This is a genomic window from Onishia taeanensis (assembly GCF_013349955.1).
GTDB lineage: Bacteria > Pseudomonadota > Gammaproteobacteria > Pseudomonadales > Halomonadaceae > Onishia > Onishia taeanensis_B.
Genome location: NZ_JABVXC010000006.1, coordinates 1 through 25,646 on the forward strand (window position 1 = coordinate 1; position 25,646 = coordinate 25,646).

19 protein-coding genes are annotated in these 25,646 nt (G+C 64.5%); 8 read left to right on the top strand and 11 right to left on the bottom strand.

What is annotated here, in order from left to right:
- Nucleotides 1-399: 399 nt before the first annotated feature.
- Entirely contained in the window at nt 400-3,309 is a 2,910-nt protein-coding gene (locus HUS66_RS08850; protein ID WP_175070558.1) for an FAD-binding and (Fe-S)-binding domain-containing protein, read from the bottom strand.
- Nucleotides 3,310-4,464: an FMN-dependent L-lactate dehydrogenase LldD gene (gene lldD / locus HUS66_RS08855; RefSeq protein WP_175070559.1), complete on the bottom strand. Its 1,155-nt coding sequence runs from the start codon at nt 4,462-4,464 to the stop codon at nt 3,310-3,312.
- Between the two features lie 449 nt (nt 4,465-4,913).
- Here lldD and HUS66_RS08860 point away from each other — a divergent pair, with 449 nt between their 5' ends.
- Genes HUS66_RS08860 through HUS66_RS08870 form a run of 3 tightly spaced genes read left to right on the top strand, consistent with a single transcriptional unit; the run spans nt 4,914 to nt 9,002 of the window.
- Nucleotides 4,914-5,687 carry a GntR family transcriptional regulator gene (locus HUS66_RS08860; RefSeq protein ID WP_175070560.1) on the top strand — a complete coding sequence of 258 codons (774 nt, stop codon included), beginning with the start codon at nt 4,914-4,916 and terminating at the stop codon, nt 5,685-5,687.
- Nucleotides 5,684-7,630: a sensor histidine kinase gene (locus HUS66_RS08865; RefSeq protein WP_175070561.1), complete on the top strand. Its 1,947-nt coding sequence runs from the start codon at nt 5,684-5,686 to the stop codon at nt 7,628-7,630. The genes HUS66_RS08860 and HUS66_RS08865 overlap by 4 nt, the downstream gene beginning before the upstream one ends.
- Complete coding sequence (locus HUS66_RS08870) at nt 7,623-9,002, top strand: sigma-54-dependent transcriptional regulator (protein ID WP_175070562.1); 1,380 nt, start codon at nt 7,623-7,625, stop codon at nt 9,000-9,002. The genes HUS66_RS08865 and HUS66_RS08870 overlap by 8 nt, the downstream gene beginning before the upstream one ends.
- A gap of 34 nt (nt 9,003-9,036) precedes the next feature.
- On the opposite strand, the gene HUS66_RS08875 is transcribed toward HUS66_RS08870, so the two are convergent.
- The 3 genes from HUS66_RS08875 to HUS66_RS08885 form a co-directional block, all read right to left on the bottom strand.
- The gene (locus tag HUS66_RS08875; RefSeq protein ID WP_175070563.1) at nt 9,037-9,708 is read right to left on the bottom strand and encodes a metal-dependent hydrolase; all 672 of its coding nucleotides are present in this window, start codon (nt 9,706-9,708) and stop codon (nt 9,037-9,039) included.
- Between the two features lie 98 nt (nt 9,709-9,806).
- Complete coding sequence (locus tag HUS66_RS08880; RefSeq protein ID WP_175070564.1) at nt 9,807-10,352, bottom strand: gamma carbonic anhydrase family protein; 546 nt, start codon at nt 10,350-10,352, stop codon at nt 9,807-9,809.
- 79 nt (nt 10,353-10,431) lie between these two features.
- Complete coding sequence (locus HUS66_RS08885) at nt 10,432-11,772, bottom strand: sodium-dependent transporter (RefSeq protein ID WP_175070565.1); 1,341 nt, start codon at nt 11,770-11,772, stop codon at nt 10,432-10,434.
- Between the two features lie 236 nt (nt 11,773-12,008).
- Here HUS66_RS08885 and prlC point away from each other — a divergent pair, with 236 nt between their 5' ends.
- The 4 genes from prlC to HUS66_RS08905 all read left to right on the top strand — a co-directional run bounded on the left by prlC (nt 12,009) and on the right by HUS66_RS08905 (nt 18,003).
- Nucleotides 12,009-14,087, top strand: a complete 2,079-nt coding sequence (gene prlC, locus HUS66_RS08890) for an oligopeptidase A (protein WP_175070566.1) — start codon at nt 12,009-12,011, stop codon at nt 14,085-14,087.
- Between the two features lie 34 nt (nt 14,088-14,121).
- Complete coding sequence (locus HUS66_RS08895) at nt 14,122-14,364, top strand: YheV family putative zinc ribbon protein (RefSeq protein WP_175070567.1); 243 nt, start codon at nt 14,122-14,124, stop codon at nt 14,362-14,364.
- Between the two features lie 326 nt (nt 14,365-14,690).
- A complete protein-coding gene (locus HUS66_RS08900) occupies nt 14,691-15,725 on the top strand; it encodes a TAXI family TRAP transporter solute-binding subunit (RefSeq protein ID WP_175070568.1) in 1,035 nt (344 codons plus the stop codon).
- Nucleotides 15,726-15,807: 82 nt separating this feature from the next.
- The gene (locus tag HUS66_RS08905) at nt 15,808-18,003 is read left to right on the top strand and encodes a TRAP transporter permease (RefSeq protein ID WP_175070569.1); all 2,196 of its coding nucleotides are present in this window, start codon (nt 15,808-15,810) and stop codon (nt 18,001-18,003) included.
- A gap of 231 nt (nt 18,004-18,234) precedes the next feature.
- Here HUS66_RS08905 and metF read toward each other — a convergent pair whose 3' ends face one another.
- Together metF and HUS66_RS08915 are read right to left on the bottom strand one after the other, a co-directional pair.
- A complete protein-coding gene (gene metF / locus HUS66_RS08910) occupies nt 18,235-19,077 on the bottom strand; it encodes a methylenetetrahydrofolate reductase [NAD(P)H] (RefSeq protein ID WP_175070570.1) in 843 nt (280 codons plus the stop codon).
- 304 nt (nt 19,078-19,381) lie between these two features.
- A complete protein-coding gene (locus HUS66_RS08915) occupies nt 19,382-20,290 on the bottom strand; it encodes a DMT family transporter (protein ID WP_175070571.1) in 909 nt (302 codons plus the stop codon).
- Nucleotides 20,291-20,506: 216 nt separating this feature from the next.
- Here HUS66_RS08915 and HUS66_RS08920 point away from each other — a divergent pair, with 216 nt between their 5' ends.
- Entirely contained in the window at nt 20,507-21,448 is a 942-nt protein-coding gene (locus tag HUS66_RS08920) for an AEC family transporter (protein ID WP_175070572.1), read from the top strand.
- On the opposite strand, the gene HUS66_RS08925 is transcribed toward HUS66_RS08920, so the two are convergent.
- From HUS66_RS08925 to ahcY, 4 genes are all read right to left on the bottom strand, one after another.
- On the bottom strand, nt 21,409-22,167 hold the full coding sequence (locus HUS66_RS08925) for a helix-turn-helix transcriptional regulator (RefSeq protein WP_175070573.1): 759 nt from the start codon (nt 22,165-22,167) through the stop codon (nt 21,409-21,411). The genes HUS66_RS08920 and HUS66_RS08925 overlap by 40 nt on opposite strands.
- Before the next feature lie 186 nt (nt 22,168-22,353).
- A complete protein-coding gene (locus tag HUS66_RS08930) occupies nt 22,354-23,172 on the bottom strand; it encodes a UDP-2,3-diacylglucosamine diphosphatase (protein ID WP_175070574.1) in 819 nt (272 codons plus the stop codon).
- Between the two features lie 144 nt (nt 23,173-23,316).
- The gene (locus HUS66_RS08935; protein WP_175070575.1) at nt 23,317-23,979 is read right to left on the bottom strand and encodes a glutathione S-transferase family protein; all 663 of its coding nucleotides are present in this window, start codon (nt 23,977-23,979) and stop codon (nt 23,317-23,319) included.
- A gap of 93 nt (nt 23,980-24,072) precedes the next feature.
- Nucleotides 24,073-25,482, bottom strand: coding sequence for an adenosylhomocysteinase (gene ahcY / locus HUS66_RS08940; protein ID WP_217487973.1), 1,410 nt, complete (start codon nt 25,480-25,482; stop codon nt 24,073-24,075).
- Between the last annotated feature and the right edge of the window lie 164 nt (nt 25,483-25,646).

Consider the following 25,646-nt stretch of genomic DNA (forward strand, 5'->3'; position numbering starts at 1 on the left):
TGTCAACCCTTGCTGTTGTTGCTCACCGTAGATGACCGGGTGAACCAGCGGCGAGTTGAGCGCCGATCGAGTGGAGGAGCATTTTACCGTTTCCGGCGTTTTTGTCAATGCTTATCGACTCAAGCGAACCGAAAAACCTTAACGAAAACAAGTGCTTCCAACACCCTTCACCGCGTCCGACGTTTGCCCGTCGGCGGCAGCGGATGCGTACTTTACGGATTATCGGCGGGCCACGCAAGGGCTTTTTGCCCACCGCCTCATAAAAAACGACCAAGGTGTCATACACCGCCTACTCAGGTGGCGATGGACATCCCTTCGACCGGCCATCAAGGCCGATCTGAAGGTGGGATGAAGAGGTAGAGCGAAGGCGCGAGATTAAAGAGAAAAGCCCCGGGAGCTTCAGGGCTTGGCGCGGCTGGCTCGATCAAGCAATGACAGAATGGAGCGATAGGGAATGCCGCCATGCTGACTGAGGCCTATCTCGCAGGTGCGTGAGTTGGAGTAGCCGACACGGCACCCAGCCACCTGTTCCGCCAGGCCGTCGAGGGCCGAGGCATTGAGCTCAGGAGTGGTAAACCCCTTGTCGCCAGCGAAGCCGCAGCAAGTGATCTCAGCAGGCACTACCACCTCGCGGGCACAGGCCTTGGCCAAGGCTACGAACTTGTCGGCAAGCCCCATACGCGTGCTGGAGCAGGTTACGTGTACCGCCACGGATTCGTCGACCGGCGTCAGTTCGAGACGCGACAACAGGTAGTCGTGGGCGAAGGCGACCGGCTCCTGCAGCGATAACCTCCCATCCAGGGTTTCCTGCATGCGCAGGGTGCAGGGGCTGGTGTCACAGAGCACCGGGTAACGGCCGTTCTGGCTAGCCGCCAGCAGCTCGCGATTGAGCTCCCGCGCCTTGTGGTCGGCTTCTGCATACTGCCCTTTGGACTGAAAGGCCATTCCGCAGCAAAGATGCCCGGAAATCGCCGGAATGATCACTTCAAAGCCAGCCTTGTCGAGAAGCGCCAGCGTCAGTTCCATATCCGAGCGAGGCTCAGGGTCATGGTGGCCGACCCCAAACACGCGAGTCGCACAGGAAGGCAGGTAAACGACCTTGTCGTGACTGGCCTGCTGAAGCCCTTCTTTATTTAACTTCTTGCGACTTCTTTTCTCAGCGCTGCCTTTAGCACCATCCGGGGAATACGGCCCCAACACCCGCACTGGCGCCGCCTTGGGGGTAGTCGGCGACCACTGAGGCAGCCTGCCGCCGCTTCCCTGATGCAGCGCACGCCCCATCTTTTCGACACCGCTATCGCCCAGCACTGCATGACCGAGTGTTGCCAGGTTGAGTGCGCCGCGCGCCAATCGTGTAGTGCCGGAGAAATGCCGGCCCAGGCGATGCGCCATGGCCGCCTGTCCGGTATTACGCTCATGGCGAAGATCGCGTACCAGATCGCCGGTATTGATACCAACCGGACACTGAGTGGCACACAGACCATCGGCAGCACAGGTTTCAATGCCCTGATAGGCATAGTCCTGCCACAGCTGAGCAAGTCGCTCGCGCTCTTGCGCACTCGCCGCCTCACCCGCCTCTACCAAGGCATCAAGGCGGGCCAACTCGCGACGCACTACAATGCGCTGCCGAGGGGTCAGGGTCAGGTCTTTCGACGGGCACACTGATTCGCAGAAGCCGCACTCTATACACTTATCGACCAGCGGGTCGGCGGCGGGCAGCGGTTTCAGGTTCTCGAGATGCAAGGTCTTGTTGCGACTCAGGATCACGTCAGGGTTGAGCAGGTTGTCGGGGTCGAACAACGCCTTCAGCTGCCACATCAGTGCATAGGCATCGGAGCCCCACTCGAGCTCCACATAGGGCGCCATGTTGCGCCCGGTGCCATGCTCGGCCTTCAGTGAACCACCGTACTCGACGCCGACCAGCTGAGCTACGTCATCCATCAGCGCTTGGTAGCGCTCGACCTCGCCGTCGCGCTCGAACCCCTGAGGGAAAACAAAGTGCAGATTACCCTCCAAGGCGTGCCCGAACAGGATCACCTCGTGATAGCCGTGGCGATGGAAGATCTCGGTGAGCGCCAGCACTCCCTCGTCGAGGCGCTCGACGGGAAAAGCCACGTCCTCGATGACCACGGTAGTGCCGGTCTCGCGCACGGCGCCCACCGCCGGAAAGAGCCCCTTACGGATCTTCCAGTAGAGGGCGTATTGGTCGGCATCGTGAGTAAAAGACAGCGGCTCCAGCGAGCGTATACCCTCCAGGGCCTCATGCACCCGAGCCTCACGGGCCTCGACCATGGCCGAGTCATCGCCGCGCACATCAATCAACAGCGCCGCCGCTCCCTCGGGCAAGGACTTCAGCACCTCGGGCATGCCCGGCTGATCCTGCACTGAGCGCAGGGCGGCACGATCCATCAGTTCCACCGCCGATACCGGCGTCTGTTTGAGGGCGATGGTCGCCCGGCAGGTCGTCGCCATATCAGGGAAGAAGGCCAGCGCCGCCGCCTTCACCGGCTCATCGGGCACGGTGTCGTAGGTGATGCTGCTGATGAACCCCAGCGTGCCCTCGGAGCCGATCATCAGGTGAGTGAGGATGTCGAGGCCATCACGGAAGTCCACCAGGCTGTTAAGGGCATAGCCGGTAGTGTTCTTGAGCCGGTACTTGTGGCGAATGCGCTTGGCCAGTTCCACATCGGTGCGGGTAGTAACAGAAAGCCGCTCCAGGCCGTCGATCAGAGACGCATGGCTCTGGCGGAACGCCGCCACGCTTGCCGGATCGGCGGTGTCGAGCACCGCGCCGTCGGCCAACACCAGGCGCATATCACGCAGGGTGCGGTAGCTGTTTTGCGCGGTGCCACAGCACATGCCCGAGGCGTTATTGGCGGCGATGCCCCCGATCATGCAGCTATTGATCGAAGCCGGGTCGGGGCCGATCTTGCGACCATAAGGCGCCAGAAGCTGATTGGCGCGAGCGCCGATCACCCCCGGCTGCAGGCGAATCGCCCGCCCCTCGTCGAGCACCTGGGTGTCGCGCCAGCCTTGGCTGAGCTGGATCAGCACCGAGTCAGTTACGGCCTGACCCGATAGCGACGTGCCAGCAGCGCGGAAGGTCACCGGCAGCCGCCGCGCATGGCATTCGCGCAACACCGTCACCAATTCCTGCTCATCGCGCGGACGCACGACCAGCTGCGGTATCAGCCGATAGAAGCTGGCGTCGCTGCCATAAGCCAGCAGGCGCAAGGGGTCATGAATCAGACGCTCGGCAGGCAGCGTGTTGCGCAGCGCTTCGAGTAATTCACTGTAGAGAGCTTTCATTTACTCAACACCGCGGTTGATGCCCGACACCAGCGAGTCCGGGCCGAGATCCGCGATGCGGCGAGCACCGGTAAGCGTCATCGCGACCCGCATTTCCTTTTCAAACAAGTCAAGCAGATTAGCCACGCCCGCCTCACCGGCAGTGGCCAGGGCATAAAGGTAAGCACGCCCCAGCAATACGGAATCGGCCCCCAGGGCGATCATCCGCACGACATCGAGACCGCTACGTATCCCGGAGTCGGCCAAGATGGCGATATCGCCCTTGACCGCATCGGCAATGGCCGGCAGCGCACGAGCGGTAGACGGAACACCATCGAGCTGACGACCACCGTGGTTGGAAACGACGATACCGTCGGCGCCGAAACGCACCGCCTCACGGGCATCCTCGGGGTCGAGAATCCCCTTGATGATCATCGGGCCATCCCAAAACTCGCGAATCCACTCCAGGTCTTTCCAGGAGATAGCGGGATCGAAATTCTGCCCCAGCCAGGCGATATAATCTTCCAGCTCCGTCGGGTGACCGCGATAATCTGACACATTGCCCAGATCATGAGGACGGCCATGAATGCCCACATCCCAAGCCCAGGATGGGTGCATCGCCGCCTGGGCCATTCGCCGCATCGGCCCAAGCTTGCCGCTCATGCCCGAGTGCGCATCGCGATAACGCGCCCCAGGCACCGGCATATCGACCGTAAAGACCAGCGTCTTGACACCAGCGGCCTTGGCGCGCTCCAGGGCATGCTTCATGAAGCCCCGATCCTTCAACACATAAAGCTGAAACCAGATCGGGCGATCAATGGCCGCGGCCACCTCATCGATGGGGCATACCGAGACGGTCGACAGCGTGAACGGAATACCTTTTTGCGACGCTGCTCGCGCCGCCTGAACCTCGCCTCGGCGAGCATACATGCCAGCCAAGCCCACGGGAGCCAGAGCGATCGGCATGGCCATGGACTCGCCAAACAACTCGGTTTCCAGTGACAGGCTGGACATATCCTTGAGCACACGCTGGCGCAGCGCGACGCCCGCCAGGTCCTCGACGTTATGCCGCAACGTATGCTCGGTATAAGACCCGCCATCCGCGTAGTGAAACAAAAAGGGCGGTATACGACGTTTGGCGGCTTGGCGGTAATCCGTGGGAGCGGAAATAATCATGGCGAACCCTGTGTAATGGATGCGCTATCTATTGGCATGGATAGCTACTGGCATGGAAGGCAATAGGAGCGAATAAGCTACCTGCTTGGCGGTGCACACCATCCGCATCCGGCTATGATAGCCATCGGCCTGGCCGGGTAGCGCTAGCGCGGCATCAAAGCCTCATACACGAACAGCCCCAGCCTGCACTCCTAACCAGCACCCGTCTTGCCGGGCAATTGGTAAAACCAATTTACAAATAGCATGAAGCGAACTCTAGAAGCGCCCCGCAACCGGTGTCAAACTTCCGGCCCGCCATACCAGTTATACTTTGGTATCGGCGCTCAAAGATTCTTTTTAACCCATTGAAAAACAGACGTTACTGAACAGCAAGCAAACTTGTCAGGCTTGCAGACAATGACCTATTATTGGTCTTACCAATTTAACCAACCCTAAATGATGGTGAGCCCATGGCCTATCAGACCGTCCGCCAACCGCGCATCGCCGACGTAATCACCGAACGCCTTGAGGCCATGATCATAGAAGGCAGCCTTAACCCTGGCCAGCGCCTGCCTCCCGAGCGCGAACTGGCCGAGCGCTTCGGCGTCTCGCGCCCCTCGCTGCGCGAGGCGATCCAGAAGCTTGCCGCTCGCGGACTGCTGACCAGTCGCCAGGGCGGCGGCACCTTCGTTACCGAGGAACTCAACAACCGCTACAAGGACCCGCTGCTGGAAATGCTGTCTCGCCACGGAGAGTTCCACCTCGACCTGCTGGAATTCCGCGACGCCATGGAGGGCCTCTCCGCCTACTACGCCGCGCTGCGCTCGACGCCCGCCGACAAGGAGCTGCTGGTCCGGCGCTTCGAGGAACTCAAGGCGAGCTTCGAGGGCCGCGACCCGGTACGCGAGGCCAAGGCCGATGCCGCCTTCCACCTGGCGATCGCCGAGTCGGCGCACAATGTGCTGATCCTGCATACCATTCGTGGCGTCTTCGACATGCTGGAACAGAGCATCGTCAAAAACCTGGCTCACCTGTTCGAGAAGCCGGACTCGCGACCGCTGCTGATGGAACAGCATCGGGCCCTACTCGATGCCATCCTCGAAGGCCGCGCCGAGGACGCCAGGCTGCGGGCCCATGAACATCTGGTGTTCGTGGAAGAGGGGCTGCTCGAAGTCGAACGCGCCGAGACCCGCGCCCAGCGCGCCCTGCGCCGCGCCCAGGCCATTCCCGAGCGGGCGCCATGAGCAAGCGCCCGCCCGCCAGCGCCACCTCGAGCGTCGCACACTCCACTCGTCTCTCACGCTCCTGGCGCCTGACGCTGCTGGTAGTGCTCGCCGCAGGCTTGGTGCTGGTGACCTGGCAGGCGGCTCGACTGGCCCGGGAGCAGGCGCTTTCAAGCCTCACCGACGAAGCCCATAATGAACTGCGCCTCTCCGCCGAGGGGCTGCGCGGTCATCTTTCGCGCCACGATTACCTGGCCGAGATGCTCGCTTCCCGCGAGGTAGTGCACCGTTTCCTGGCCACCCCCGACAAGCTGGAGGCGATGCCGGTCAATCGCCTGCTGGACAGCGTGCGCGAAACCGCCGATGTCTCGGACATCTACCTGCTCAACCGCCAGGGGGACACCCTGGCCGCCAGCAACTGGCAGCGCCCCGACACCTTCATCGGCCAGAACTACCGTTTCCGCGACTACTATCAGGACGCCGTGGCCGGGCGCTTGGGCCGCTTCCATGGCCTGGGTACCAGCTCAAAGGCTCGCGGCTACTACTTTTCGGCGCCAATCTGGCTGGCCAATCACGAGGCCCAGACCGCCGACGGCGTGATGGTGGTCAAGCTGCTGCTGGACAGCGTGGAAGCCGCCTGGGCATCGCAGAGCGCCGAACTGATGATCACCGACCGTGACGGCATCATCTTCATGGCCAGCCGCAAGGAGTTGCGCCTGCATGCCCTGCGCCCCCTCTCACGGGCACAGCGCCAGGCGCTGCGCGACTCGCGCCGCTACGCCGCCGCCCCGCTACCACCGGCAGGCCTCGAGACCCTCGAGCGTCGCCAGGACGGTGGCCAGATAGTGAGTTTCCGCCAAGGACCGCTGGCCGGCACCCCCTATCTGCGGCTGCGTCGTGAGATGCCCGAGTTCGACTGGCAGATGCATATCCTCAAGCCACTGACGCCGGTGCAAACCGCCCAGTGGCAGGCCGCCTTGCTGGCAGGCGGCCTCTACGGCATGGTCGCCATGGCCGGCGGCTTCGGCTGGCAGCGCCGCCGGCTGCGTCGCGAACGCGAGCAGTTTGCCGAGCGTGAACGGCGCACCCTGGCCAGAGCCCGTGACGAGCTGGAGCGCAACGTCGAGCGCCGCACCCGCGATCTGGTCGACTCCAATCGCCGGCTCTCCGATGAGATCGAGGAGCGCCGTCGCGCCGAACAGAGCCTGCGCCAGACCCGCGATGAACTGGTGCAGGCGGCAAAGCTGGCCGTGCTCGGCCAACTGGCCGCCGGCATCAATCACGAACTCAACCAGCCCCTGGCGGCGGTCCGCGCCTACGCCGAGAACGCCCGACGCTTTCTCGAGCAGGGGCGCGCCGAAACCACCGATGCCAACCTGGCCCAGATCGTCGAGCTGACCGAGCGCATGGCCGAGATCAGCGCCCAGCTCAAGCAGTTCTCGCGGCCAAGCGGCGACACCCTGACAGCGGTTTCGGTGCCGGCCTGCTTCGGCTATGCGCTGCGCCTCTACCAGGCCCGCCTCAACGAGGCCGGGGTCGAGGTCATCTACGCCTGGCCCGAGGCGGAGACCTGGGTGCGTGCCGACCTGGTCCGCCTCGAGCAGGTGCTGGTTAACCTGATCGGCAATGCCCTCCAGGCCATGAGCGAGACCCCGATGCCACGCCTGACGCTGGCCATCGAGCCGATCGATGACAGGGTACGCCTGAGCGTCGCCGATAACGGCCCAGGCATCGAGACGGCACACCTGGCCCGGATATTCGAGCCCTTCTTCACCACCAAGTCACCGGGCAGCGGCCTGGGCCTGGGGCTGTCGATCTCATCGAGAATCATCGACGACCTGGGCGGGCGGCTGACGGTCGGCAACCAGCCACAGGGCGGTGCCATTTTCACCGTCACCCTGCCCGCCGATACGGCGCCCCGACGCGACACTTCATCCCTTCAGGAGCCTTCCTCACATGCCTGACATGGCGACCCCGGTGCTGATCATCGACGACGAGGCGCACCTGCGCATCACCGCCGGACAGACCCTAGAACTCGCCGGCTATACGCCCGAAGCCTTCGCCAGCGCCGAGTCGGCCCTCGCTGCCCTGGCGCCAGACTTCCCCGGCGTGGTGGTCAGCGATATCCGTATGCCCGGCATGGATGGCATGGCGCTGCTGCGTGAGGTGCGCAAGCGAGACCCGGACCTGCCGGTGATCCTGGTCACCGGCCACGGCGACATTTCCACTGCGGTGGAAGCCATGCGCGAAGGCGCCTGGGACTTTCTCGAGAAGCCCTTCGCCGGTGAACGGCTGGTGGAGATGGTCAGGCGCGGCATCGAGAAGCGCCGTCTGAGTCTCGAGAACCGCCAGCTCAAGGCCGAACTGGAAGCCCAGCAGTCGGCCCCCGGGCCACGGCTGGTCGGTCGCACCCAGGCCATGCAGCACCTGGCCTCGATGGTGCAGCGCATCAGCCAGGTCGAGACCGACGTGCTGCTGTTCGGCGAGACCGGCGTCGGCAAAGACCTGGTGGCCCGTTCGCTACACGAGCGCAGCAGCCGCGGCGGCCAGCCCTTCGTCGCCATCAACTGCGGCGCGATTCCCGAGAGCATCATCGAATCCGAGCTGTTCGGCCACGAAAAGGGCGCCTTCACCGGGGCCATGGAGCGGCGTATCGGCAAGTTCGAACACGCCGACGGCGGCACCGTCTTCCTCGACGAGATCGAGTCGATGCCGCTGGCGCTGCAAGTCAAACTCTTGCGGGTGCTGCAGGAAAGAATGGTCGAGCGCCTGGGTGCCAACGAGCCGGTTACGCTGAACATCCGCGTGATCGCCGCCACCAAGGTCGACCTAAAGGCCGCCGCCGAGGCCGGGCGCTTCCGCGAGGATCTGTACTACCGGCTCAACGTGGTGACTCTGCCGATTCCCTCCTTACGCGAGCGTCGCGAGGATATCCCGCTGCTGTTCCAGCACTTCGCGGTGGTCGCCGCCAACCGCAGCGGCCTCGAGGCACCGCCGCTCACCGCCGCCGATATCTCGGTGTTGCTCGCCCACGACTGGCCGGGCAACGTGCGCGAACTCAGAAACCTCGCCGAGCGCTTCGTGCTGCTCGGCGCCGCCTCCGATTACCGGCTGGATGCGCTGCTCGAAGGGGCCGAAACGGGCGCCAGCGACCTAGCGCTGCCTCAGCAGGTGGAGCTGTTCGAAAAGAGCCTGATCAGCCAGTCGCTGGCCAGCCACCGGGGTCGCATCCATGACATCTGCGTGCACCTCGGCCTGCCCCGCAAGACGCTCTACGACAAGCTCAAGAAGTACGCCCTGAAGCCCGAGGACTATCGCCAAGCCGCCGCCGACTAGCGCCACCCGAGCATCCGCCGCTCAGCGCAAGAGCTTATCTCAAGAACCAGGTGCCGTGATGAAAGATGCCCAGCAGCACCGGCCAGGGCGGCAGCCAGGGCGAGAGGCAGGCGGCCAGCAGCAGCATCAGCACCGAGTTGCCGGGCTCGCGCAGGTCGCAGAGCTTGAGCGCCGTGCCGAAGGAGCGCTTGAGACGCCCGCCCATCAGGTCAACGCTGTAGAGCTCGTCGAGCAGCAGGTGAATCACGCTACCCAGCCACAGCGCCAACCCCTGCAGCCAGGCGATCTCGGCATCCTGGGCAAACAGCCGATAGCTCAGCGCCGTGGTGATCAACGCACACAGGCCGCTGGCCAGCAGCGAATGCCAGATACCACGATGTACGGTGAAGCGCTTGAAGACCGCCCCGGCCAGGTAGCGCACACCCAGATAGAGCCCGCCGCAGGCCACCACCAGTTGCCCCGGCGTGAGGCGCGCCTGCAGCATCAAAGCGCCAGCGATCACCGCAAACACCGCAAAGAGGTTGAAGATCAGGCGGATCGCCTTGGAATGGTCGGAATCGATGTCCGGAAGGATGCCGCCGAAGGACACCAGGGCAGCCAGCGGCAGCGCATCGGCCGCGCTCCACCAGCCGGCCTGCCAGCCGCTGATGGCCGCCAAGGCACCGCCGGCGGCGGCCACGCCGATGTGAGTTGCAAAATTGGCCATGCCGGGGACTCGAACACTGGATAGAAAACCAGATTATCGCGCGCCCTGGCATGAAAAAACAACGACTTGGATGCCCCTAGCCCGGCCAACGCCAGCGTTTAGCTCGCGGCCTGGCTCAAATACTGGTCCTTGAGCTTGACGTAGTTGCCGGCGCTGTAGGTAAAGAAGGCCCGCTCACTGTCCTTGAGCGGGCGCAGCGCCTTGGCCGGACTGCCGCCATAGACATGGCCGCTCTCCAGTCGCTTGCCTGGCGTCACCAGGGCGCCAGCGGCGATGATCACCTCATCTTCGACCACGGCGCCGTCCATGACGGTGGCCCCCATGCCCACCAGCACGCGATTGCCCAGAGTGCAGCCATGCAGGATCGCCTTGTGGCCGATGGTCACGTCATCGCCAACGGTCAGCGGGTAGCCGCCGGGGTTGAAGTCGCTGGCGTGGGTGATATGCAGCACGCTGCCATCCTGGATGCTGGTGCGGGCGCCAATGCGGATGCGGTGCATATCGCCCCGCACCACGGCCATCGGCCACACCGAGCAGTCATCGCCCAGCTCCACGTCGCCCAGCACCACGCAGGCAGGATCAATATAGACTCGCTCGCCAAGCCGCGGCGTGTGGCCCTGGTGGGTTCGTAGACCGTCTTGCATGCGTCCCTCCTCCTTCGTCGTCTCTCACTTGGCCGGCGGAGCAGGCCCGCCGGCGACGTATAACAGCGCTTTGTGAGTGTTAGATCAGCCCCGACGCCAGCACCACCACCACCAGCGGAATCGAGACGTAGCGCACCAGGAACTGCCAGACGCGAAACCCGTTGGGTCCGGCATCCAGCGCCCGCAGGGCGGTATCGCGGGACATCACCCAGGCGGCGAAGATCGCGATCAATAGGCCGCCTATCGGCAGGAAGAGGTCGGTGGGCACGGTGGTGACCAGCTCGAAAAAGTTCATGCCGCCGATCCAGTCGACGTCCTTCATGGTCGAGAAGGACAGCACCGACAGCAGGCCCAGCGACCACACCGCCACGCCGACGATGGCAGCGGCCTGGCCACGCTTCAGCCCCAGGCCCTGCAGGCCGGCCACCATGGGCTCGGCGAGATTGATCGAGGACGTCCAGGTGGTCAGCAGCAGCAACAGGAAGAAGATTGCCAGCCAGATCGAACCGCCGGGCAGCTCGGCAAAGGCGATCGGCAGGGTCACGAACATCAGCCCCGGGCCCTCGGCCGGGTCCATGCCCTGAGAGAACACCACCGAGAAGATGGCGATACCGGCCAGTAGCGCCACCAGCACGTCCAGCGACGCCACGGCAACCGCGGCCCGCGGCAGGCTCTGATGATCGGGCATGTAGGCACCATAGGCCATCAGCGCGCAGGCGCCCACCGCCAGGGTAAAGAAGGCGTGGCCCATGGCGTTGAGCACCACCTCGATGGTGATCGCGGCAGGGTTAGGCGTGAACAGCCAGGCCAGCGCCGGGCCGAAGCCATCGGTGGTGGCCGCATAGCCCGCCAGCACGATCAGCAGCAGGTAGAGCATCGGCATCAGCAGGTTGTTGAGCTTCTCCAGACCATTGGAGACCCCGCCGGCGACCACCGCCATGGTCAGCAACATGAACAGCGTATGATTGAAGGTCATGCGCAGCGGATCGGCGAGGAAGCTGTCGAACATGCCGCCGACCTCGGGAGGCGTCATGCCGACGAAGTCACCGTTGAGCGCCTCGATCAGGTACTCGATCGACCAGCCGGATACCACCGAGTAGAAGGACAGGATCAGGAACACCGTCAGGGCCCCGAACAGGCCGAGCCAGCGCCAGTGTGGCGAGCGGCCAGCCGACATCGCCAGGTGCGCCAGCGACTGGCTCGGGCTGCGCCGGCCAGCGCGACCGACCAGGATCTCGGCCATCATCACCGGCAGCCCCAGCAGCAGCACGAAGGCCACGTAGAGCAGCAGGAAGGCAGAGCCGCCGTTCTCGCCAGTCATGTAGGGGAAGCGCCAGATATTGCCCAGGCCCACCGCGGCGCCGGTCACGGCGAGGATGAAGGCGCGCCGGGTCGTCCAGCGGTCCAGTGTCTCGTTCATCTGATCAATTCCTTAAGCTGCGCGCATCGCAAGGGGCAAAGAAGGCGCAAGCCTAGCAGGCCCGTCACGGCGGGCCAATCGGGCCGGCCAACGCCAGTCCCCGTCACGACGCCCGGCCGGCGTATTGAAACCCCTGGCGCCCGCCTCCATCTAAGGGAACAATCAAGCCAATGACGCTACGGCGTCACACGGATTTCACCCGGGCGCCTAAGACGCCCCTGTTCACGAGGCTGCCCATGTCCCGCAACCCGCAGGCCCGCCACCCGCTGCTAGATTCCCATGTTCTGCCGCCCTTTGCCGAGATCGAGCCCGATCAGGTGGTGCCGGCCATCGAGGAACTGCTCGCCGACAACCGCGCCGCCATCGAGGCCCTGGTGGCCGATGCCGAGCGCGAGACGCCCACCTGGGAGAGCCTCGCCGCCCCGTTGGAAGCGCTCAACGACCGGCTTTCCCAGGCCTGGTCGCCGATCTCGCACCTGAACGGCACCATGAACTCGCCGGCCCTGCGCGAGGCCTATCAGGCTTGCCTGGGCATGTTGTCCGAATACAGCACCTGGCTTGGCCAGCACTCGGGGCTGTTCCGCGCTTTTCAGGCGCTCAAGCAGTCGCCGGCGTTCAGCCGCCTGGACGAATCGCAGCAGCGCAGCATCGACAACACCCTGCGCGACTTCCGCCTGGCCGGCGTCGACCTGCCCGAGGCGCAGAAGCGCCGCTATGGCGAGATTCAGGCGCGGCTTTCCGAACTGGCCAACACCTTCTCGAACCAGCTGCTGGACGCCACTCAGGCCTGGCACAAGGACATTTCCGAGCAGGAGGTCACCGAGGCCGACGCCCTGGCTGGCCTGCCCCAGAGCGCACTGGACACCCTCAAGGCCAACGCCGAGGCCAAGGGCATCGAGGGCTATCGCATCACCCTGGACTTCCCGAGCTTCTTCCCGGTGATGACCTATGCCGATAACCGCGCCCTGCGCGAGGAAGTCTACACCGCCTTCGTCACCCGGGCGTCCGACGTGGGCCCCCATGCCGGCGAGTTCGACAACGCCCCGGTGATGGAAGAGACCCTGGCCCTGCGCCGCGAGCTGGCCGAGCTATTGGGCTTCGCGACCTATGCCGACTACTCGCTTGCCACCAAGATGGCCGACGGCCCCGGCCAGGTGATCGGCTTCCTCGACGACCTGGCCACTCGCGCGGTACCCCAGGCCCGCGAGGAGTATGCCGAGCTCGAGGCCTTCGCCCGCGAATCGCTTGCCATGAGCGAGCTGGCGCCCTGGGACGTGGGCTATGCCAGCGAGAAGCTGCGCGAGGCGCGCTACGCCATCTCCGACGAGCAGCTACGCCCCTACTTCCCGGCTCCCCAGGTGGCCGAGGGCCTGTTCAAGGTCGTCGAGCGGCTCTACGGCGTACGCTTCGAGGAAGACGAATCGGCGCCGCGCTACCATCCGGATGTGCGCTACTTCCGTATCCTCGAGGACGATGCGCCCATCGCCGGTTTCTATCTGGATCTCTATGCCCGGGAAGGCAAGCGCGGCGGCGCCTGGATGGACGAGTGCCGAGTGCGCCGGCAGACCGAGCACGGCGTGCAGCTGCCGGTGGCTTACCTGACCTGCAACTTCACCCGCCCGGTAGGCGACAAGCCCGCGTTACTGACCCACGACGAGGTCACCACCCTGTTCCACGAGTTCGGCCACGGTTTGCACCACATGCTGACCCGCCAGACCGTCGCCGATATTTCCGGCATCAACGGCGTGGCCTGGGACGCAGTGGAGCTGCCCAGCCAGTTCATGGAGAACTTCTGCTGGGAGCGCGAGGGGCTCGACCTGATCGCCGGCCACGTGGATACCGGCGAGCCGCTGCCCGAGGCGCTGTTCGACAAGCTCATCGCCGCCAAGAATTTCCAGTCGGCGATGGGCATGATCCGCCAGATCGAATTCTCGCTGTTCGACTTCCGCCTTCACCATGAACTCGCCTCGCCCAGCGCTGGCGACATCCAGGCGCTGCTCGACGAAGTACGCGACGCCATCGCTGTCGTGCCAAGGGCCTCCTTCAACCGCTTTCAAAACAGCTTCGGGCATATCTTCGCCGGCGGCTATGCGGCCGGCTACTACAGTTACAAGTGGGCCGAAGTGCTGTCCGCCGATGCTTGGAGTGCCTTCGAGGAAGCCGGTATCTTCGACCCGGCCACCGGCCGGCGCTTCCGCACCGAGATTCTCGAGCGCGGTGGTTCCCGAGATGCGGCGGTGCTGTTCGAGGCCTTCCGCGGCCGCGAGCCCAGCATCGAGCCGCTGCTGCGTCATAGCGGTATCCGAGCCGCCTAAGCGTCGATCACCCCATTACTAACCAGGAGACCTCATGCCCGTCACCAAACGCTTTATCGCCGGCGTCATCTGCCCCCGCTGCGCGGCCATGGACCGGGTGCGCAGCTGGGAGCAGCACGGCATTCGCTACCGTGACTGCGTGAGCTGCGACTTCTTCGAACAGCTACCCATCGAGGACGAATCGCTTCCCGAGATGGAGACCCGGGTCAACCGGGTCCGCGAAGAGCAGCAGCGCCAGGACGTGCAGACGGTCAAGATCCTCGACCCCAAGGGCTGAGCCCATGACCGGGATCCTCCACAGTCGGCGCCCGCCACGTCGAGTGCTGGAGCTTCTCGGTCTTGCGGCCACCGCCTAGAAATAGTCCTCCAGCGACAGACTGCCTGACGACAACCGCACGGTGGTGTGCGTAAATCCGCACATGCCAACACTGGGTTTCGTGCGGACTCTCGGACATCAGGCGCTCGAACGCTATCGACCTTGGTCGAAAAGAATTTTTACAACCACCTGATATAAAAGAAACATTTACATATATGGCATGCAGGTTGCTCTAAATAGGGCGCCAATACGATCACTCCCAAGGCAACAATAAAAGAGGACGTCGCATGTCAGCTATCAAGCACACTTCCAAAGCGGCTACCACGCTCACCCACAAGCGTCATACCGCCCGCCGCCTGGCCCTCGCCTCCGGCGTGATGCTCGGCGGCCTGATGATGGTCAGCGCCGCTCAGGCCGACCGCAGTGAGTGGCCGGAGAGCTTCACCGTGGGCACCGCCAGTCAGGGTGGCACCTACTTCGTCTATGGCTCCGGCTGGGCCAACCTGATCGCCGATGAACTCGGCCTGTCCGGCGGCGGCGAGATCACCGGCGGCCCGACCCAGAACCTGGCGCTGGTCCACAGCGGCGACATCGCCTTCGGCCTGACCACCATGGGTCCGGCCGCGGATGCAGTGAACGGCAAGAGCCCGCTGGCACCGGGGCTGAAGATGGACAACGTTTGCGCCATGTTCCCGATGTACGAGACCCCGTTCTCGATTGCCACCCTGTCGAGCTCCGGCATTACCTCCATCGACGAGATCCCGGACGGCGCCACCATCGGCTTCGGCCCGGCCGGTTCTACCTCCGACACCTACTTCCCGCAGATCCTCGAAGAGCTGGGCGTGAACTTCGAGCGTCGCAACGGCGGCTGGAATGACCTGGGCGGCCAACTGCAGGACGGCCTGGTCGACGTCATCGCCTTCGCCGCCGGCATCCCGATTCCGGCCGTCAGCCAGCTCGAGGTGCAGACCGACGTCAACATCATCGAGTTCACCGAAGAAGAGCAGGCCAAGGCCGCTGCCGCCTTCCCGGTCGCGCCGTTCACCATTCCGGCCAGCACCTACTCCACGCTGGATGAAGACGCCAACGCGGTCTCCATGTGGAACTTCGCCATCGCCGGCTGCGACCTGCCGGAAGACCTGGTCTACGAAGCGACCAAGATCACCATGGAGAACAACGACAAGATGATGTCGGTGCACCGCAGCGCCGCGACGACCATCCCCGAAAATGTCGGCAAGAACCAGGTGCTGCCGTTCCATCCGGGGGCCGCGCGCTGGTACGAGGAAAACGGCTACGAGATCGATCCGTCGCTGATCAAGTGATCCGCTGACACGCACCAGCCTCCCGGCTCTGGCCTCGTGGCCAGGGCCGGGACTCCTTCTTCCACTCAAGGGTGAACCTCCCATGAGCAAGTCATCACCTAAGGGGCCGGCTTCCGAGGCGAACGCGTCCTCGGCTACCCCGCCCGAGGCCCTCGCCCAAGGCGTCGACGAGGATGTCATCGAGTCCAACCGTCGCCTGTTCACCGGCTGGCAATGGTGGCTGTTCGGCATTGCGGCCGTTCTCTACTCCACCTTCCACCTGGTCTCACTGAACGCCTATCCGCTCGAGACCTGGTCGTTCCGGATCGTGCACATCTGCGGTGCCCTGGTGCTCGGCTATGGCCTCTACGCTGGCGCCCGTTTCGCCGACGACACCACCCCGGCCAGCAGCCGTGGCCTCAGGCTCTTCGGCTACGCCCTGCTGCTGCCGGCCCTCTATGCGCTGGTCCAGGTCGTGCTGATGCAGCAGACCATGGCCGGCGGCGCCATGCGCATCGACCCGAGTGTCGAAACCTGGCACTTCGGCCTGCCGCTGATTGCGGCCACCAGTGCCGCCATCCTGCTGTCCTGGGCCACTCGCCACGCCCGCAGCGGCATCAGCGCTCCTGACCTGGTGCTGATGATCTGCGCCATCGCCAGCGCCGGCTATTTATTGGTCATGTACAACTCGCCGCTGCGCATGTCGACCGGCACTCCTTTCGCCCCGATCGGCATCTCTTATGCGGCCATCGCCGGCTCGCTGCTGATTCTCGAGCTGACCCGCCGGGTCGCCGGCCTGGCGCTGGTCATCATTGCCGCGGTCTTCCTCACCTATGTGTTCGCCGGCCCCTACCTGCCAGGCTTCCTCGGCTATCCCGGGCTCTCGGTGGGCCGCTTCTTCAGCCAGGTCTATACCGACGCCGGTATCCTCGGCCCGACCACCGCGGTGTCTTCGACCTACATCATTCTGTTCATCATCTTCGCCGCCTTCCTGCAGGCCTCGAAGGTCGGTGACTACTTCGTCAACTTCGCTTTCGCCTGCGCCGGTCGCGCCCGGGGCGGCCCCGCCAAGGTGGCGATCTTCGCCTCTGGCCTGATGGGCATGATCAACGGCACCAGTGCCGGCAACGTGGTTTCCACCGGCTCGCTGACCATCCCGCTGATGAAGAAGGTCGGCTACCCGGCACGCAGTGCCGGCGCCATCGAGGCCGCGGCCTCGACCGGCGGCCAGATCATGCCGCCGATCATGGGCGCCGGCGCCTTCATCATGGCCGAGATCACCGGGATCCCGTATACCGAGATCGCCATCGCCGCGATCATCCCCTCGATCCTCTACTTCGCCTCGGTCTACTTCATGGTCGACTTCGAGGCCGCCCAGAAGGGCATGCGCGGCATGCGCAAGGACGAGATTCCGCTGTTCTCGAAGCTGATCAAGCAGGTCTATCTGTTCGCGCCGATCATCATCCTGATCGCCGCGCTGTTCATGGGCTATTCGGTGATCCGTGCCGGCACCCTGGCCACCGCCTCGGCCGCCGTGGTGAGCTGGATTTCGCCGAACAAGATGGGCATCCGCGCGATTATCAAGGCGATGGAGCTGGCCAGCACCATGGCCATCCAGATCATCGCCGTCTGCGCCTGTGCCGGCATCATCGTCGGCGTGATCTCGCTGACCGGCGTCGGCGCCCGTTTCTCCTCGCTGCTGCTGGGCCTGGCAGGCGTCAGCCAGCTACTGGCGCTGTTCTTCGCCATGTGTATCTCGATCCTGCTGGGCATGGGCATGCCGACCACGGCGGCCTATGCGGTGGCGGCATCGGTGGTGGCCCCGGGCCTGATCGACATCGGCATCCAGCCGTTGATCGCGCACTTCTTCGTGTTCTACTTCGCGGTCGTGTCGGCAATCACCCCGCCGGTGGCCCTGGCCTCCTACGCGGCTTCGGGCATTTCCGGTGCCAATGCCATGCAGACCTCAGTGACCTCGTTCAAGATCGGCCTGGCCGCCTACATCGTGCCCTTCATGTTCTTCTACAGCCCGGGCATCCTGATGGAAGGTTCCTGGATGCAGATCCTTAGGGTCGGTGTCACCGCGACCCTGGGTATCGTGCTGCTGGCGGCCTCGGTGCAGGCCTGGTTCTTCGGCCATATCAACGGCCTGATCCGCCTGGTGCTGCTGGCCGGCGCCGTCTGCATGATCTACGGCGGCCTGATCACCGACCTGGCCGGTATCGCCATCGGCGCCGCCGTCTTCCTGCTGCAGCGCCGACATGGCGACGGCGGCAATGGCGCCACAGCCAGCGCCTGACGCTCACCGCGCTCTCGGGGGCGAGCGATAGCAAGCTGGCGCTACCTTTGCCAGGGATGGCAAAGGTAGCGCCCAAGGACAGGGGCACAGCTTCCTCGCGAAGGCTTGCCACCGGGAGAAGCCGCCACCTCAACGCAACGGGGCCCCGCCAATGGCGGGGCCCCGTTGCGTTGTGCCTGCGTTAAACGGCGCTACCCAGCGACCGGTGCAACACACTTTTCAAAGCCGCTATCAGGCCCTCAGGTTATCCAGCACCTTCAGCGAGGCCTTGGCCTGGTTAAGAGTGTAGAAGTGCAGTCCCGGCGCCCCACCGTCGAGCAGCCGCTCACAGAGGCGAGTGATCACTTCCTCGCCAAAGGCCTGGATGCTTTCGCTGTCATCGCCGTAGGCTTCGAGCTGCTTGCGAATCCAGCGCGGGATATCCGCCCCGCAGGCGTCCGAAAAGCGCGCCAGCTTGGTGTAGTTGGTAATCGGCATGATGCCGGGAATGATCGGCGTCTCGACGCCCAGCTTCTGTGCCCGCTCGACGAAGTGGAAATAGGCGTCCGGGTTGAAGAAGTACTGGGTGATGGCAAGGTTGGCACCGGCCTTGACCTTGCGCGCGAAATTCTCGAGGTCGCGCTCGAAGCTCGGCGCCTGGGGATGGCTTTCCGGATAGGCGGCCACGGCGATCTCGAAGTGATTGCCGGTCTCCTCACGGATGAACTCGACCAGCTCGTTGGCATAGCGCAGCTCGCCGATGCCGCCCATGCCCGAGGGCAGGTCGCCGCGCAGCGCCACCAGGCTGTTGATGTCATCCTCGCGGTACTGGGCCAGGAGCTCACGCATCGCGCCCTTGTCGCTGCCGATGCAGGACAGGTGCGGCGCCGTGTTGATGCCGGACTCGCGCACCGACTTGACGGTCTGGGTAGTGCGGGCCTGGGTCGAGCCGCCGGCACCGTAGGTCACCGAGAAGAAGCGCGGGTTGCGGGCGGCCAAGGCATCACGCACGCCGAGCAGTTTTTCCTTGCCCGCCTCGGTATTGGGCGGAAAGAACTCGAAACTGATGCCTAGCGGATGCTCTTGTGCGCTCATGGATTCAACCCTCGTCGGTCACCTGTACGGCGACTCTCGCTGTGTATTTTTGATGATCTCGCCCCCATCCGATGTCCCGCTTGGCTAGGCAGGGCAACGGAAGAGGGCAGAGCAGGCCGGCAAGGCCTAGTGAGATAGGCTCATTGTGACGTCCCCCTTGCGCCCCGACTAATGAAAGTTTCGCCACTCCCGTATCGATTTCATTCATATAAAAAACCAAACGAGCATAACCAGCAGGTCTAACGCTGAAGCGAAACACCATGCGAGGCATCGTGTCTAGCGTGTCTTCCATAGACTGCCACCGCTAGGGTCTCTCCCTGGATCGCGTGACATCGCGCCGCGACGGCCAGCGCAGCCAGCCGCTGCCGATCAGCATGCCAAGAGTGATCAAACCGGCGGCCAGGGCCAGCGAGCCGGTCGGCTCGGCATAGCCGCAGGCGATCAGCACCAGAGTCGAGAGCAGCGGCGTGAAGTAGGACAACAGCCCCAACAGACGAAGATCGCCGTGCTTGACGCCCCGATCCCAGGTGAAGAAAGCGCTGCCAACCGGGCCCAGGCCGAGCCCTAGCACCCCAAGCCACCCTAGCCCCTCGGGCCAGCGCGACGGTTCGAACAGCAGGTGGCCAAGCGCGGCAAGCACCGCGGTGACCAGGCAGAAACCGCCCACGGCCGCGGTCGGCACCTGGCGCACGGCCCGAGACAGCACCGAATAGCCGCTCCACAGGAAAGCACAGGCAATCGCCGCCCCGTATCCAAGGACAGAGCCCTCCCCCGACACATCACCGCCGATCAGCAGGGCCGCGCCGGCGAAGCCCAGCAGGGCGCCGATCACATGCACCGCCTTCAAGCGCTCCCCCGGCAACAGCGCCACGAACAGCACGATCAAAAGCGGCCATAGATAGCTGATCAGCCCGGCATTGGCCGCCGGAGCGTTCTGCTGCGCCACGAAGTAGAGGGCGTGATAGCCGAACAGACCGCCAACTCCCAGAGCCCAGACCGCCGGCGGCAGTCGCATCGCCATGGCAAGCGACTCCCCGCGCAGGGTCAGCCAGACGGCAAAACAGACGAAGGCGACCGCGAAGGCCAAGGACGTGAGCAGAAACGGCGGCACCGGACCGGCCAGTTGGGTCAGAGCCGCCAGCAGCGCCCAGTTGAGCACGGTCGTCGCCCCGATGGCGGTGGCACGTGAATCGGGGGGCGTGGCATCGGTCATCGCATGGCTCCAGGTTGACGAGGGTGGCAATAAGCCCCCTAGGCTTGCAGAAGCCCACGCCGATAACTTGTCGAATTCTGACCCTCGCCGGCCGAATCATCCACGCACGCGACTAATGACAGATGAGCGTCATGAAAGCTAAGACATCTGGCATCTAACACCCTGACAGACGGGCAACTGGCAGGCATGATGTGATTTTTATATCAGGAGATACCGATGGCGGAGCTCGACCTTGGCGCCACCCTGATGGCGCCGCTGTGGATGCTGCTGGCCTTCGTTGGCCTGGGGGTGATCTGTGCCCGACGGCTGGCTCTTGATCCACGCCCGATCGCCAGCCTGCTGATCTACGTGATCGCCCCGGTCACGGTCTTCCGCGGCCTGGTGCTGGGCGGCCCTACCCCGGCCTATCTGCTGCTGACGCTGGGTGTGTTCGTCATCGCCAGCCTGATGTGTCTGCTGGTCGGCCGACTCGCCCGCTCTTGCTTCGCCGCCGAGGAAGCCTCTCTGCTGGCTTTCTCCGCTGGCACCGCCAACACCGGCTACTTTGGGTTGCCGGTGGCCATGGTGCTGCTGTCACCCGAGGGCGTGACCCAGTACCTGTTCTGCCTGCTTGGCATGAACCTCTTTGAATTCACGCTGGGCTTCTACGTGGGCGCCCGAGGACGCTTCTCGGTGCGCGAGAGCCTGCACAAGATCCTGCGTCTGCCGCTGATTTACGCCTTCCTTGCCGCGCTGATCGTTAGCGGCCTGGCGCTGCCGCTGCCGACAGCGCTGATGGAAGGATTCGAGGTCTTCCCGCCTACCTACACCCTGCTGGGTATGATGATCATCGGCATGACCCTTGGGCGCGTCCGTTTCGGCGAGCTGGACCTGCGCTTTATCGGGGCCTCGCTGGCGGTGCGTTTCGGGCTCTGGCCGCTGGTCAGCCTGGCTGCCGTCCTGGCCCTGCAGGCAACGCTCGGCATCGGCGAAGAACTGGCGCTGGCACTGCTGCTGGTCGGGATAGTACCGCTGGCCGCCAATCTAGTGGTGGTGGCCATGGAGCTCGGCAGCCGGGCCGAGAAGGCCGCGGTGGCCGTGCTGATCAGCACCCTGATCGCCCCGCTGGTGATGCCGTTCTACTTGGAAGGCTTGCTGGCACTGGTGGCGACGGGCTGAGCCTGCCGCCAGGCCCGCGGCGATAGGCCATGGCGGTCACGGAAGGTGCGCGAGAAATGGGCGGTATCGCCAAAGCCACAGGCCAGGGCGATCTCGGTGATGCTGGCTGAGGTTTCAGCCATCAGCGTCATGGCCTTGGCGAGGCGCCGCTCGACCAGCCAGGCATGCGGCGAACGGCCGGTCAGGGCATGGAACTGGCGCGCAAAGGCCGCCTCGGCCAAGTGGCAGCGAGCCGCCCAGTCCCGGACCCGCCAGCGCCGCGCCAGGTCGGCCTCGATCTCAGGCAACAGGCGCAACAAGCGCAGACGCGGCTCGCCGGCCGTCTTCGACGGTTCCCTCAAGGCACCGCCGAGCCAAGTCGCCAGCGCCGCCGGGTCGCCTTCCTCGAGTTGCCGCGCCCCGGCCATCAGCGAAGGCGATAGACGCCTCACCTGGGTCGTCAGCCCATCGTCCAGGGCCAGGGTCTCGCACCAGGCTTCCGGCAGGTCGAGCACCAGGGTGCGGTTATCCCGCGGCGCCAGATAATGATGGGTATCGCCCGAGGGAATCGGCACCAGTATGCCGGGCTCGACGCGCCGGCCTCGGCCGGCCACTTCCAGCTCGACCGCGCCCTCGAGCCCGAGCAGCAGCTGGTGATAGCCATGGCGGTCGCTGAGCACGCGGTCCGGATAGGAGCGTACGGCAATAAGGGGAGACGCTGGGGAATCGGTGACGGTCATGACAACCTCCTGCCCCATTGAAGCATACCCCCAGCGACGCACAAGGCCGTTCGATGGACAAGACAATGGACAGGAGCAGGATAGGCCGGTGTCATAAGCCTTGAATAAGAGTCTCGAGTAAGAGTCTCGAATAAGAGTCCCGAATAACAGCTCCGGTCGAGAGCCCTGGACAAGAGCGCCGGGTGATCAGGCCCGGGCCAGCGACGGCTCTGCCATGGGACGCGGCTCAACCGCCGGCTCCTTGCCGATCACCCGCCCCTGCCAGTCGATCAGGCTGAGCCGGCCCTCGCCATCTTCCATCAGCGCCGTGCAGTGCTCGACCCAGTCACCGTCGTTGCAGTACAGCACGCCCGGCCCCGTGGCGAAACCGGCCTTGTGGATATGCCCACCGATATAGCCATCCAGGCCTTCCCGAGCGGCCTGATGCAGGGCCGCCTGTTCGAACTGCTCGACGTAGCGGCGCGCCGCCCCCACCTGGTTTTTCAAGGCAGCGGCCAGCGACCAGTAAGGCATGCCCAACAGGCGGCGCCCGTGATTGCACCAGCGGTTCAACGACAGCACGAACTGGTGCATGCCATCACCGAGCGCCATCAGCCAGGGGGCCATGCGCACATGGGTGTCGAACTCGTCACCGTGGCTGACCAGCAGGCGCCGGTTGTCGGCCGTGACGTGGATCATGCGCCGTTCGATACGCACGTTGTAGAGCTTGAGGCCACACAGCTTGCGCAGGGCGGCATCGTGGTTGCCGGGAATGTAGATGACCTCGCAGCCACCGCGGGCCAGGCGTAAAACGCGCGCCACCAGGCGCTGCTGGGCAGTGGGCAGCACCGCGCGTTTGCGCATGGCGATCAGGTCGATGATGTCACCGACCAGATATAGCCGCCTGGGACGCACCCGACGCAGAAGGCTATCGAGCAGAGCGGCCTGGCAATCCGGCGTCCCCATGTGCAGGTCAGAAATGAATAGGGTACGGGCATCGGTCAAGGCAATGGACGAGTCAGTCATGGGGCGGCCTCCTTCGAACGCCCCCTCACCATGCAGCCCTGCCGTGACGCCCCTATGGCGTGGCAGTGACGATACCGTGACAGTTGGCAACAGCCGGGATTCGCCAAGCACCGCCAGCCACCCGCAGCGCCTTGCGCGGGCCGGCTAAGCTCTGCTCCCCAAATCTGGCGCCACCAGCACCTTGGCCGCCGCAGGCCGGGCCCGTAGCCGCTCGATATACGCCATCAGGCGCGGCGTCTCGGCCAGGACATCCTTGGCAGCTGGAATACCAGCCAGATAGTCGAGCATCGGTGCGGCAATGGCATCGGCGATCGTGAAGTCGTCACCGACCAGGTAGTCACCCAGGACCAGTTGCTGTTCCAGCAGGTTCATATGGCGCACCACTTCCGGCTGCGCCGCCGCCACGGCATCCTCGCGGACGATCCCGCCCTCCCCCTTGGGAAACACGAACTCCAGCAGATAGCGACGCACCAGGGCCTGATCGACGTAGAGGGCAAGCAGCCCGCTCCACTGGTCGACCTGCGCCCGCTGCCAAGCCGTTTCCGGCTGCAGGGCGGGCCCCTCGAAGGCCGCATCCAGGTAGCGGCAGATGCTCGCTGTCTCGATCAGACGCCGCTCCCCGTGCAGCAGGATGGGCACCTTGCCGAAAGGATGCAGCGCATAGTGCTCGGCTGAGTGCAGCACCATGGGGCGGCCATCAAGCTCGGCCCCCAGGCTATAGGCAATGCCCTTTTCCTCGCAGCAAAGCTGAACGCTACGCACGAAGGTACTGAACTGGGGGCCGACGATATGGACTGACGCGGTCATCTGGACTGCTCCTTGGCTGGGAATCAATGGCAGGCGGCCGGGGGCTGGCCATGGCCGACGACGCCTGCAGCGAAGACGGGCCCTCAAAGGTGGCTAGTAGCGATAGCTATCCGGTTTGAAGGGGCCCTCGGGGGGGAGCCCCAAATAGTCTGACTGCGCCTGAGTCATGCGCGTGATCACCCCGCCGAAGCCCTCGACCATGTAGCGGGCGACCTCTTCGTCGAGATGGCGAGGCAGCACGGAAAGCGTCAGAGCGGCGGCGCGCTCGTCCAGCGGCAGATCGGCGAAGCGGCCCTCGAAGAGGTGGATCTGCGCCAGCACCTGGTTAGCGAAGGAGCCATCCATGATCCGCGACGGATGCCCGGTGGCGTTACCCAGGTTGACCAGCCGGCCCTCGGCGAGCAGTAGCAGGTAATCGTCGCTCTCGGGGTCGAAGTCGCCCGGGTCGCTGTCGCGGTAGACCTTGTGAACCTGCGGCTTGATCTCCTCCCAGTGCCACTGGCGACGCATGTAGGCAGTATCGATCTCGCTGTCGAAGTGGCCGATGTTGCACACTACGCAGCCCTTCTTGAGTGCCTTGAGCATCACGGCGTCGCAGGCATCGATGTTGCCGGTGGCGGTGACCACCAAATCGATCTTGCCGAGCAGGGCCAGATCGATGCTGGCCACGCCGCCGTTATGGCCCTCGAGATAGGGAGACACCACCTCGAAGCCGTCCATGCAGGCCTGCATGGCGCAGATCGGGTCGATCTCCGAGACCTTGACGATCATGCCCTCCTGACGCAGCGAGGCCGCCGAGCCCTTGCCGACATCGCCATAGCCCACCACCAGCGCCTGCTTGCCGGCCAGCAGGTGATCGAGGGCGCGCTTGATGGCATCCGACAGGGAATGACGACAGCCGTACTTGTTGTCGTTCTTCGACTTGGTGACCGCGTCGTTGACGTTGATGGCCGGCACCTTGAGGCGACCATCACGCAGCATCTCGTGCAGGCGATGCACGCCGGTGGTGGTCTCCTCCGAGATGCCGTGAATCCGCTCCAGCAGCTCGGGGCGTTGCTCATGCAACAGCGCCGTGAGGTCGCCGCCGTCGTCGAGTACCAGGTTCGGCACCCAGCCATCGGGGCCTTCGACGGTCTGTTCGATGCACCACCAGAATTCTTCCTCGCTCTCACCTTTCCAGGCGAACACCGGAATACCCGCCGCGGCGATTGCAGCGGCGGCATGATCCTGGGTCGAGAAGATATTGCAGGACGACCAGCGCACGCTGGCCCCCAACGCGACCAGGGTCTCGATCAACACTGCGGTCTGGATGGTCATGTGGATGCAACCGCTGATTCGCGCACCGGCCAGAGGCCGAGCACCACGGTATTTCTCACGAATCTTCATCAGCGCCGGCATTTCCGTCTCGGCGATGCGAATCTCGCGGCGGCCCCAATCGGCCAGGGAAGGATCGGCGACCTTGTGGTCACCCACGGGCACAGCGGACATGGCGGGTCGATTCATGCGGCACCTCGGTCAACGAAGCGAGAGGGTACGGATACCTGACAGCAGTACTGCCACCTAATATAGGAGGCTTACCCGACTCTCACCACGCCGACCGAGCGGCTTGGGTTCCCAACCAAGGCGCCTAGGGTTTGTGCGAAAAGTCAGCGAGCGAAGGTAGTTTT

Coding starts and splice junctions, on each gene's coding strand:
- HUS66_RS08850 (WP_175070558.1), bottom strand. CDS start 3,309: ATGAAAGCTCTCTACAGTGAATTACTCGAAGCGCTGCGCAACACGCTG.
- lldD (WP_175070559.1), bottom strand. CDS start 4,464: ATGATTATTTCCGCTCCCACGGATTACCGCCAAGCCGCCAAACGTCGT.
- HUS66_RS08860 (WP_175070560.1), top strand. CDS start 4,914: ATGGCCTATCAGACCGTCCGCCAACCGCGCATCGCCGACGTAATCACC.
- HUS66_RS08865 (WP_175070561.1), top strand. CDS start 5,684: ATGAGCAAGCGCCCGCCCGCCAGCGCCACCTCGAGCGTCGCACACTCC.
- HUS66_RS08870 (WP_175070562.1), top strand. CDS start 7,623: ATGCCTGACATGGCGACCCCGGTGCTGATCATCGACGACGAGGCGCAC.
- HUS66_RS08875 (WP_175070563.1), bottom strand. CDS start 9,708: ATGGCCAATTTTGCAACTCACATCGGCGTGGCCGCCGCCGGCGGTGCC.
- HUS66_RS08880 (WP_175070564.1), bottom strand. CDS start 10,352: ATGCAAGACGGTCTACGAACCCACCAGGGCCACACGCCGCGGCTTGGC.
- HUS66_RS08885 (WP_175070565.1), bottom strand. CDS start 11,772: ATGAACGAGACACTGGACCGCTGGACGACCCGGCGCGCCTTCATCCTC.
- prlC (WP_175070566.1), top strand. CDS start 12,009: ATGTCCCGCAACCCGCAGGCCCGCCACCCGCTGCTAGATTCCCATGTT.
- HUS66_RS08895 (WP_175070567.1), top strand. CDS start 14,122: ATGCCCGTCACCAAACGCTTTATCGCCGGCGTCATCTGCCCCCGCTGC.
- HUS66_RS08900 (WP_175070568.1), top strand. CDS start 14,691: ATGTCAGCTATCAAGCACACTTCCAAAGCGGCTACCACGCTCACCCAC.
- HUS66_RS08905 (WP_175070569.1), top strand. CDS start 15,808: ATGAGCAAGTCATCACCTAAGGGGCCGGCTTCCGAGGCGAACGCGTCC.
- metF (WP_175070570.1), bottom strand. CDS start 19,077: ATGAGCGCACAAGAGCATCCGCTAGGCATCAGTTTCGAGTTCTTTCCG.
- HUS66_RS08915 (WP_175070571.1), bottom strand. CDS start 20,290: ATGACCGATGCCACGCCCCCCGATTCACGTGCCACCGCCATCGGGGCG.
- HUS66_RS08920 (WP_175070572.1), top strand. CDS start 20,507: ATGGCGGAGCTCGACCTTGGCGCCACCCTGATGGCGCCGCTGTGGATG.
- HUS66_RS08925 (WP_175070573.1), bottom strand. CDS start 22,167: ATGACCGTCACCGATTCCCCAGCGTCTCCCCTTATTGCCGTACGCTCC.
- HUS66_RS08930 (WP_175070574.1), bottom strand. CDS start 23,172: ATGACTGACTCGTCCATTGCCTTGACCGATGCCCGTACCCTATTCATT.
- HUS66_RS08935 (WP_175070575.1), bottom strand. CDS start 23,979: ATGACCGCGTCAGTCCATATCGTCGGCCCCCAGTTCAGTACCTTCGTG.
- ahcY (WP_217487973.1), bottom strand. CDS start 25,482: ATGAATCGACCCGCCATGTCCGCTGTGCCCGTGGGTGACCACAAGGTC.